This window comes from Verrucosispora sp. SN26_14.1, assembly GCF_004307965.1.
Taxonomy (GTDB): domain Bacteria; phylum Actinomycetota; class Actinomycetes; order Mycobacteriales; family Micromonosporaceae; genus Micromonospora.
The window spans coordinates 1-7,592 of the sequence record NZ_SISL01000296.1 but is presented as its reverse complement, the minus strand read 5'-3'; the positions used below and the strand labels follow the sequence as shown (position 1 = coordinate 7,592).

6 protein-coding genes and 1 pseudogene are annotated in these 7,592 nt (G+C 71.5%); 3 read left to right on the top strand and 4 right to left on the bottom strand.

Annotated features, from left to right (window positions below):
• The 3 genes from EYA84_RS22190 to tkt form a co-directional block, all read right to left on the bottom strand.
• A partial coding sequence (locus EYA84_RS22190) for a glucose-6-phosphate isomerase (protein ID WP_131054974.1) occupies positions 1-1,104 on the bottom strand: 1,104 nt, incomplete at its 3' end.
• Between the two features lie 48 nt (positions 1,105-1,152).
• Positions 1,153-2,334 (bottom strand): transaldolase, encoded by a 1,182-nt coding sequence (gene tal, locus EYA84_RS22185; protein ID WP_131054973.1) that lies wholly within the window; start codon positions 2,332-2,334, stop codon positions 1,153-1,155.
• Between the two features lie 13 nt (positions 2,335-2,347).
• Positions 2,348-4,486: a transketolase gene (gene tkt / locus EYA84_RS22180; protein ID WP_131054972.1), complete on the bottom strand. Its 2,139-nt coding sequence runs from the start codon at positions 4,484-4,486 to the stop codon at positions 2,348-2,350.
• A 267-nt stretch (positions 4,487-4,753) separates the two neighbouring features.
• On the opposite strand from tkt, the gene EYA84_RS22175 reads away from it, so the two are divergent.
• The 3 genes from EYA84_RS22175 to EYA84_RS22165 all read left to right on the top strand — a co-directional run bounded on the left by EYA84_RS22175 (position 4,754) and on the right by EYA84_RS22165 (position 7,297).
• A complete protein-coding gene (locus tag EYA84_RS22175; RefSeq protein WP_131054971.1) occupies positions 4,754-5,710 on the top strand; it encodes a heme o synthase in 957 nt (318 codons plus the stop codon).
• 301 nt (positions 5,711-6,011) lie between these two features.
• Entirely contained in the window at positions 6,012-6,347 is a 336-nt protein-coding gene (locus tag EYA84_RS22170) for a hypothetical protein (protein WP_131054970.1), read from the top strand.
• A gap of 38 nt (positions 6,348-6,385) precedes the next feature.
• The gene (locus tag EYA84_RS22165) at positions 6,386-7,297 is read left to right on the top strand and encodes a RimK family alpha-L-glutamate ligase (RefSeq protein WP_131054969.1); all 912 of its coding nucleotides are present in this window, start codon (positions 6,386-6,388) and stop codon (positions 7,295-7,297) included.
• 51 nt (positions 7,298-7,348) lie between these two features.
• On the opposite strand, the pseudogene EYA84_RS22160 reads toward EYA84_RS22165, so the two are convergent.
• Positions 7,349-7,592 (bottom strand): annotated as a pseudogene (locus EYA84_RS22160) (heme A synthase); the annotation flags it as partial.

Genomic DNA, 7,592 nt, shown 5'->3' with positions numbered 1-7,592 from the left:
GAACATCGGGCTGCCGGTGTCGAGCACCCAGGGCCGGTCGGCCGGGTCGACACCGAGCACGGTGGCGGCGACGGCAGCGGCGTACTCCCAGGCCAGGAAGTGCGCGCCGAGGGGGCCGTTGACCGCCACGTCGGAGGTCGGCACCGCCGGAGCGGCGAGCGCGCCGCCGTAGCTGACGGTGAGTACGCCCGGCCCGGTCAGGCCGGGTTCGTCCGGGGACCCGACCGCCACCGGCAGGATGCCCTGGCCGTCCTTGCCGGTGGCACCGGCGAGCAGGTGCTCCACCCAGTCGCCCAGTCCCTCGACGCCGGTGCCGTCGGCGACCAGCGCGACCGTGTCCCGCCCCGTCGTCGCGGCGGCGGCCAGCGCGGCACCGAGCGTCAGGGCGGGGTTGTCCTGTGGGCGCGACAGCGAGGCCGCGAACGTGTCGGCCTGGTCGAGCAGGTCGGCCACCGGGACGCCGGCCAGCGCGCAGGGCACCAACCCGTACGCGCTCAGCGCCGAGGAGCCTCCGCTCACCGGCGGGTCGGCGGGCACGGTGATCGCCTCCCACTCGGCGGCGGCTGCCGCCAGCGGTGAACCCGGCTCGGTGACCACCACGACGTGTCGACCCGCCTCGGCCTCGCTCAGCCCCGCGTCGAGGAACGCCTGCCGGTAGGCGCGTCGGAGATCGTCCACCTCCGGCGTCGCCTCGGCGGCGCCGGTCAGGACCACGACGGTGCGGGCGAGCCGGTCGTCCAGGGCGGCCCGGATCCGGCCGGGGTCGGTGGTGTCGAGCACGGTCAGCGGGTGACCGGTGGTGCGGGCGACGGCCTGCGCCGCGAGCGCGGTGCCGTCCATGCCGAGCAGCACCACGTGGTCGAGGTCGGCCAGTTCCGCCGCCAGTTCGGCGAGGCGGGGGAGTAGATCGGCCCCGCCGTCGCCCCGGCCGGCCGCCGCCCGGGGATCCCACAGGGGTGGGTCCTGGGCGGCCAGCCGGCCCGGGACGTCGGCGTCGACCAGAGCCTGCCGGGTCGAGGCCGGGGTGCTGCCGTCCACGGCCCGTGCGCCGTGCACGGTGAGACCTCCCGCCGACTCGGCGGGTGCGGCCAGCAGGTCACCCACGCCGCCACCCGGACGGGGCGGCGGCGCGGGGGACTTCTGGTCGCAGGGTCACGCATTGCCTCCGGCGCGCACGGCGGCGTCGGCGTTGTCGCTGGCGGCGTCGCTCGGGTGGCCGCTGCCCCGCCCGGCGGCGTCGAGCGACTTGCGGACACCGTCGAGCAGTTCGTTCCAGCTCGTCTCGAACTTCTCGACGCCCTCGCGCTCCAGCGTGTCGATCACGTCGGCCAGGTCCACACCGACCTCACCGAGGTCGGCGAAGACCTGCCGGGCGTCGTCGTACGCGCCGGTGACCGTGTCCGGCCGGGTCTCCCCGTGCTCGGCGTACGCGTGGACGACCGACTCCGGCATGGTGTTGACCGTGCCCGGCGCGATCAGTTCCTCGACGTAGATGACGTCCCGGTAGTCCGGGTTCTTCGTCGAGGTGGAAGCCCACAGCGGACGCTGCGGGTGCGCCCCGGCGGCGGCCAGCGCCTGCCACCGGTCACCGGAGAAGACCTCGGCGTACCGCTCGTAGGCCAGTCGGGCGTTGGCCACGGCCGCCTTGCCGCGCAGGGCCTTGGCCTGCTCCGAGCCGATCTTCTCCAGCCGCTTGTCCACCTCGCTGTCGACCCGGGAGACGAAGAACGAGGCCACCGACGTGATCGTGGACAGGTCGTGCCCGTTCGCCTTCGCCTGCTCCAGACCGGCGAGGAACGCCTCCATCACCTGCGAGTAGCGGTCCAACCCGAAGATCAGCGTCACGTTCACGCTGATCCCCTCGGCGAGCGCGGCGGTGATCGCCGGCAGGCCGGCCTCGGTCGCCGGGATCTTGATGAAGAGGTTGGGCCGGTCGACCAGCCACCACAGCGCCTTGGCCTCGGCGACCGTCTTCGCGCTCTCGTGGGCCAGGCGCGGGTCCACCTCGATGGAGACCCGGCCGTCGACGCCACCGCTGGCGTCGTACGACGGGCGCATCACGTCGCAGGCCCACCGCACGTCGTACGTGGTGAGCATGCGGACGGCCTCTTCCACCTCGACGCCCCGGGTGGCCAGGTCACGAAGCTGCCAGTCGTACTCGTCGGCGTCGCTCAACGCCTTCGCGAAGATCGTCGGGTTGGTGGTCACCCCGACGACGTGCTTCTCCCGGCGGAGCTGGTCGAGCCCGCCGGAGCTCAGTCGTACCCGGGAAAGGTCGTCGAGCCACACCGCCACCTGCGCGGCGGAGAGCTCACCCAGCCTGTCGGTCGTCATTCACGCGCCTCCCTCAGTTGCCGGTCGTGAAACCGGTGATGTCACCGACCCGGGTCAGCGCCGCGTGCGCGGCGGCGACGATCCGGTCGGGGGTGAAGCCGAACTGTTCGAAGAGCACGGAGTGCGGGGCGCTCGCGCCGTAGTGCTCCAGGCTGACGCTCTCGCCGCAGTCACCGACGATGGCCCGCCAGGACATCGCGATGCCCGCCTCCACGCTCACCCGGGCCTTTACCCCGCGCGGCAGCACCGACTCCCGGTACGCCTCGTCCTGCGCGAAGAACCACTCCTGGCAGGGCATCGAGACGACCCGGGTGGGGGTGCCGTCGGCCTCCAGCCGCTCCCGCGCGGTCAGGCAGAGCTGCACCTCGGAACCGGTACCGACGATGATCACCTGAGGCTTGCCGTTGGACGCCTCGGCCAGCACGTAGCCGCCCTTGGCGGTCCCCTCGGCCCCGGCGACCTGCGTCCGGTCCAGCGTGGGCAGCGCCTGCCGGCTCAGTGCCAGCGCGGTGGGCCGGTCGGTGTGCTCCAGGGCCTGCCGCCAGGCCCACGCCGTCTCGTTGGCGTCGGCCGGCCGGACCACGTCCAGGCCGGGGATGGCCCGCAGCGCGGTCAGGTGCTCCACCGGCTGGTGGGTCGGTCCGTCCTCGCCGAGACCGATCGAGTCGTGCGTCCAGACGTAGACCACCGGCAGCTTCATCAGCGCGGCCAGCCGCACGGCGGGACGCATGTAGTCGCTGAAGACCAGGAACGTGCCGCCGTACGGGCGGGTGCCGCCGTGCAGGGCGATGCCGTTGAGGATGGCGCCCATGGCGTGCTCGCGGATGCCGAAGTGCAGCGTCCGGCCGTACTCGTGACCGGGGAACTCCTTGGTCGCGAACTGGCTGGGCACGAAGGAGGGCTCGCCCTTCATCGTGGTGTTGTTGCTCTCCGCCAGGTCGGCGGAGCCGCCCCAGAGCTCGGGCAGCACCGGCGCGAGCGCGGCGAGGACCTTGCCGGAGGCGGCCCGGGTGGCGATGCCCTTGGCGTCGGCGGGAAACTCCGGCAGCGCCTCGGTCCAGCCGTCGGGCAGGATCCGCCCGGCCAGCCGGTCGTAGAGGGCGCGGCGCTCGGGGTTGGCCTCGGACCAGGTGCCGAAGGCGGTGGTCCATTCCTGCTGGGCGGCGTCGCCGCGGGCGAGCGTCTTACGGGTGTGGGCGAGCAGTTCCTCGGTGACCTCGAACGATCCGGCCGGGTCGAAGCCGAGGATCTCCTTGGTGGCGGCCACCTCGTCGGCGCCCAACGCCGAGCCGTGGATCTTGCCGGTGTTCTGCTTGTTCGGCGCGGGCCAACCGATGATGGTGCGCAGCCGCACGAACGACGGGCGGCCGGTCTCGGCCTTGGCAGCCAGCAGCGCCTGGTACAGCTCCTCGACGTTCTCGTGGTAGTCGCCCTGGTCGGCGTCGCCGGTGCGCCAGTCGACCGTCTGCACGTGCCAGCCGTACGCCTCGTAGCGGGCCGCGACGTCCTCGCTCAGCGCGATCCGGGTGTCGTCCTCGATCGAGATCTCGTTGTCGTCGTAGATCACGCAGAGGTTGCCCAGCTGCTGGTGCCCCGCGAGCGCGCTGGCCTCGTGGGTGATGCCCTCCTCGATGTCACCGTCGGAGGCGATGCACCAGATGTGGTGGTCGAAGGCGGACTCGCCCGCCTCGGCCTCCGGGTCGAACAGGCCGCGCTCCCGGCGCGCCGCCATCGCCATGCCGACGGCGTTGCCCAGGCCCTGCCCGAGCGGGCCGGTGGTGGTCTCCACACCCGGGGTGTGCCCGTGCTCGGGGTGACCCGGAGTGAGCGAGCCCCACTGCCGCAGCGACTTGAGGTCCTCCAGGCTCAGCGGGTAGCCGGCGAGGAAGAGCTGGATGTAGAGCGTCAGGCTGGAGTGACCGGCGGAGAGCACGAAGCGGTCCCGGCCGGGCCAGTTCGGGTCGGCGGGATTGTGTCGCATCACCCGGTTGAACAGCAGGTACGCCGCGGGGGCGAGACTCATCGCGGTGCCCGGGTGGCCGTTGCCGGATTTCTCCACGGCGTCCATGGCCAGGACGCGGACGGTGTCCACGGCACGGCGGTCGAGGTCGGACCAGTCAAGTGCGGGGTGCGCAGGTCGGTTGGCAGCCACGGTGGTTTGTGCTCCTCGGCGAGATGGGCGGAACCCTCACAGGTGACCCTATCGAGCGCGGCTAAACGTGCGCCCGAGGATCTCAGCATGCTGGTCTGTACGTTTCCGTTCCGCCCGGCGGTTCAGTCGCGGGTGTGACGGCCCGCACCGTTTCCGGGTCGCCCGGGCAGCCAAAACGACAACGCGTAGTGTGTGGGTCGGTGTGTGGACCCGAGACGGGTCCCCGCCGTCGTGACCTCCCCTGCCGAAGCCGGAAGGTGGCAATCCGTGAGCATGATCACCGAGCGCCCCGTCAGCAACCCTGCCGGGCAGACGCCGGTGCGCGTCACGGAGGAGGTGCCGGTCCGTTCGCGTGACCTGCGGACGGTGGTGGCGGCGTACGTGACGCTGACCAAGCCGCGGATCGTGGAGCTGCTGCTGGTCACCACGGTGCCGGCGATGATGCTCGCGCACGGCGGCATGCCGTCGCTGTGGCTGGTCGCGGTGGTGCTGGTCGGCGGGTCGCTCGCCGCGGGTGCGGCCAGCGTCCTGAACTGCTACATCGACCGGGACATCGACCAGGTGATGCGGCGCACCAAGCGTCGCCCGCTGCCGGCGCACACGGTGACGCCGCGTAACGCGCTGGTCTTCGGTCTGGTGCTGGCGGTGGTCTCGGTCGCGCTGATGGCGGCCTTCACCAACCTGCTCGCCGCCGGGCTGACGCTGGCGGCCATCGTCTACTACGACGTGGTCTACACGCTCTGGCTCAAGCGGACCACCACGGCGAACACCTTCTGGGGCGGCGCGTGCGGGGCGGCTCCGGTGCTGATCGGTTGGGCGGCGGTCACCGGGTCGCTGTCGCCGATCGCCTGGGCGTTGTTCGCGGTGGTCTTCTTCTGGCAGATGCCGCACTTCTATCCGCTGGCCATGAAGTACAAGGACGACTACGCCCGGGCGGGTATCCCGATGCTGCCGGTGGTGGCGTCGGTGCGGCGGGTCAACACCGAGATCGTGTTGTTCGCCTGGCTCACGGTGCTCACCTCGCTGGCCGTCTGGGCGCTGGGCCTGAGCCCGATCTACGGCGTGCCGACGCTGGTGGTGGGCGCGATCTTCCTGGTCGAGTCGCACAAGCTGGCCGGTCGGGCCAGCCGGGGCGAGCCGGTCAAGCCGATGCGGCTGTTCCACTGGTCCACCACGTACCTGACGATCGTCTTCGCCGCCGCCGCGCTCGACGCCCTGATCTGATGCAAGGAAGGGACCCTTCCTAACGCCTCGCGTATAGGAAGGGTCCCTTCCTAACAATCGGGCAAGGGCGAGCGAATGCGATTTGTCTGCTTTGTCGGACTATTGACAGCGACTTCGGTATCAATCTCGTCCGCCCGTGAGCGAGGGTATTGATGGCGATCTGCGGCGTCGATTAGGGCGTTTTGGCCGGATAAATTAGGTCAAAACTCCTGGGTGCTGTCGTAAACCAGCAGGTAATCGGTATCACAAAAGCCCGCCGGTTCTCGCACTTTCGCTTGCCTCTCTGCTTAGGCTTCGCGTTATGGCAGATGGTTCCGATACGACGCTGACGGCTGATCAGACCGCCTCCGGCACGGCCCCGAGCGGGCTGGTCGCGGGTATCAAGTCGTTCGCCGCCGGACACGGCGGGGCGAAGGCGGTCATCGAGTACGTCGGCAAGCGTGGGGCGCGGATCGTCCTGGTGGGTTCGGACGGTGCGTGGGGCGACCAGTTCGCGGAGGACACCGGCGTCGCCCGGGATGCCTGCGCGGCGGCCGGCGTCGACGTGGAGAATGCCTGGGAGCGGGAGCTGATGGACCAGATGCGGCCCAGCAACGACCTCTGGCGTTCGATGGCCCGCCGCACCATGGCCCGCTAGATCAATCCGCACCAGAGACAGATAGAGATAGAGACAGATTGACTAACCACCACCAGTCGACCCGGGGGAAACCCCGGGTCGCTCTCGTCACCTGCACCGAACTGGCGGATCTGGAGCCGGACGACCGCCTCGTGGTCGGCCCGCTCGCCGCCCGTGGGGTCACCGCCGAGCCGGTCGTCTGGGACGACCCGGCCGTCGACTGGTCCGACTACGACCTGGCGATGCTCCGCTCGCCCTGGGACTACATGTCCCGCCGCGACGAGTTCGTCGCCTGGGCGACCCGGGTGCCCCGGCTGGCCAACCCGGCCGACGTGGTGCGCTGGAACACCGACAAGCGCTACCTCGACGAGCTGTCCGCCGCCGGTGTGCCGACGGTGCCCACCGCCTGGGTGCTCCCCGGCGAGCAGTGGCGACCGCCCGCCGACACGGGGGAGTACGTGATCAAGCCCTCGGTCAGCGCGGGCAGCCAGGACACCGGCCGCTACGACCTGGCCGACCCGGAACACCGGGACCTCGCCGTGGCCCACGTGCGCCGACTGGGCGCGGCCGGCCGGGTCGCCATGATCCAGCCGTACCTGCGCGCGGTGGACTCGGCCGGCGAGACCGCGCTGCTCTACTTCGCCGGTCCGGACGGGCCGGCGTTCAGCCACGCCATCCGCAAGGGCCCGATGCTCGCCGGGCCCGACCTCGGGGTGGGCGGCCTGTACCGGGCCGAGGAGATCAGCCCGCGTACCGCCGGACCCGACGAACTCGCGGTGGCGCAGCGGACCCTCGCGGCCGTGCCCGGTGGCCCGGAGCGCCTGCTCTACGCCCGGGTGGACCTGATCCCGGGCCCGGACGGCGCACCGGTGCTGGTGGAGTTGGAGTTGACCGAGCCGTCGCTGTTCCTCGGGCACGCCGAGGGTGCCGCCGAGCGGCTCGCGGAGGCGATCATCGCCCGGATGGGCTGATCGTCGGGTTCCGGCCGGTGACCTGTCGGCCGGAACCGGTGGGTCGTCGCCTCAGGCGTGCGCGGAGACCGGCTGCGCGGCCGGGACGGCGCTCTCGTCCGGCGCCGGGTCCACCGGGCGGCGCTCCCGGATCGACCAGAGCACCGCCAACGTCGACAGCCAGACCAGGCAGGAACCGAGCATGTGCGCGCCGACCAGCAGCACCGGCAGGTTGGTCAGGTACTGCACGATGCCGATCACGCCCTGCGCCAGTTCGACGGCGAGCAGCACCCCGGCGGCCCGCACGGCACGGGCC

What these genes read in the sequence shown, in the direction of transcription:
- tal (WP_131054973.1), bottom strand. Translation starts at nt 2,334, where the DNA reads ATGACGACCGACAGGCTGGGTGAGCTCTCCGCCGCGCAGGTGGCGGTG.
- EYA84_RS22170 (WP_131054970.1), top strand. Translation starts at nt 6,012, where the DNA reads ATGGCAGATGGTTCCGATACGACGCTGACGGCTGATCAGACCGCCTCC.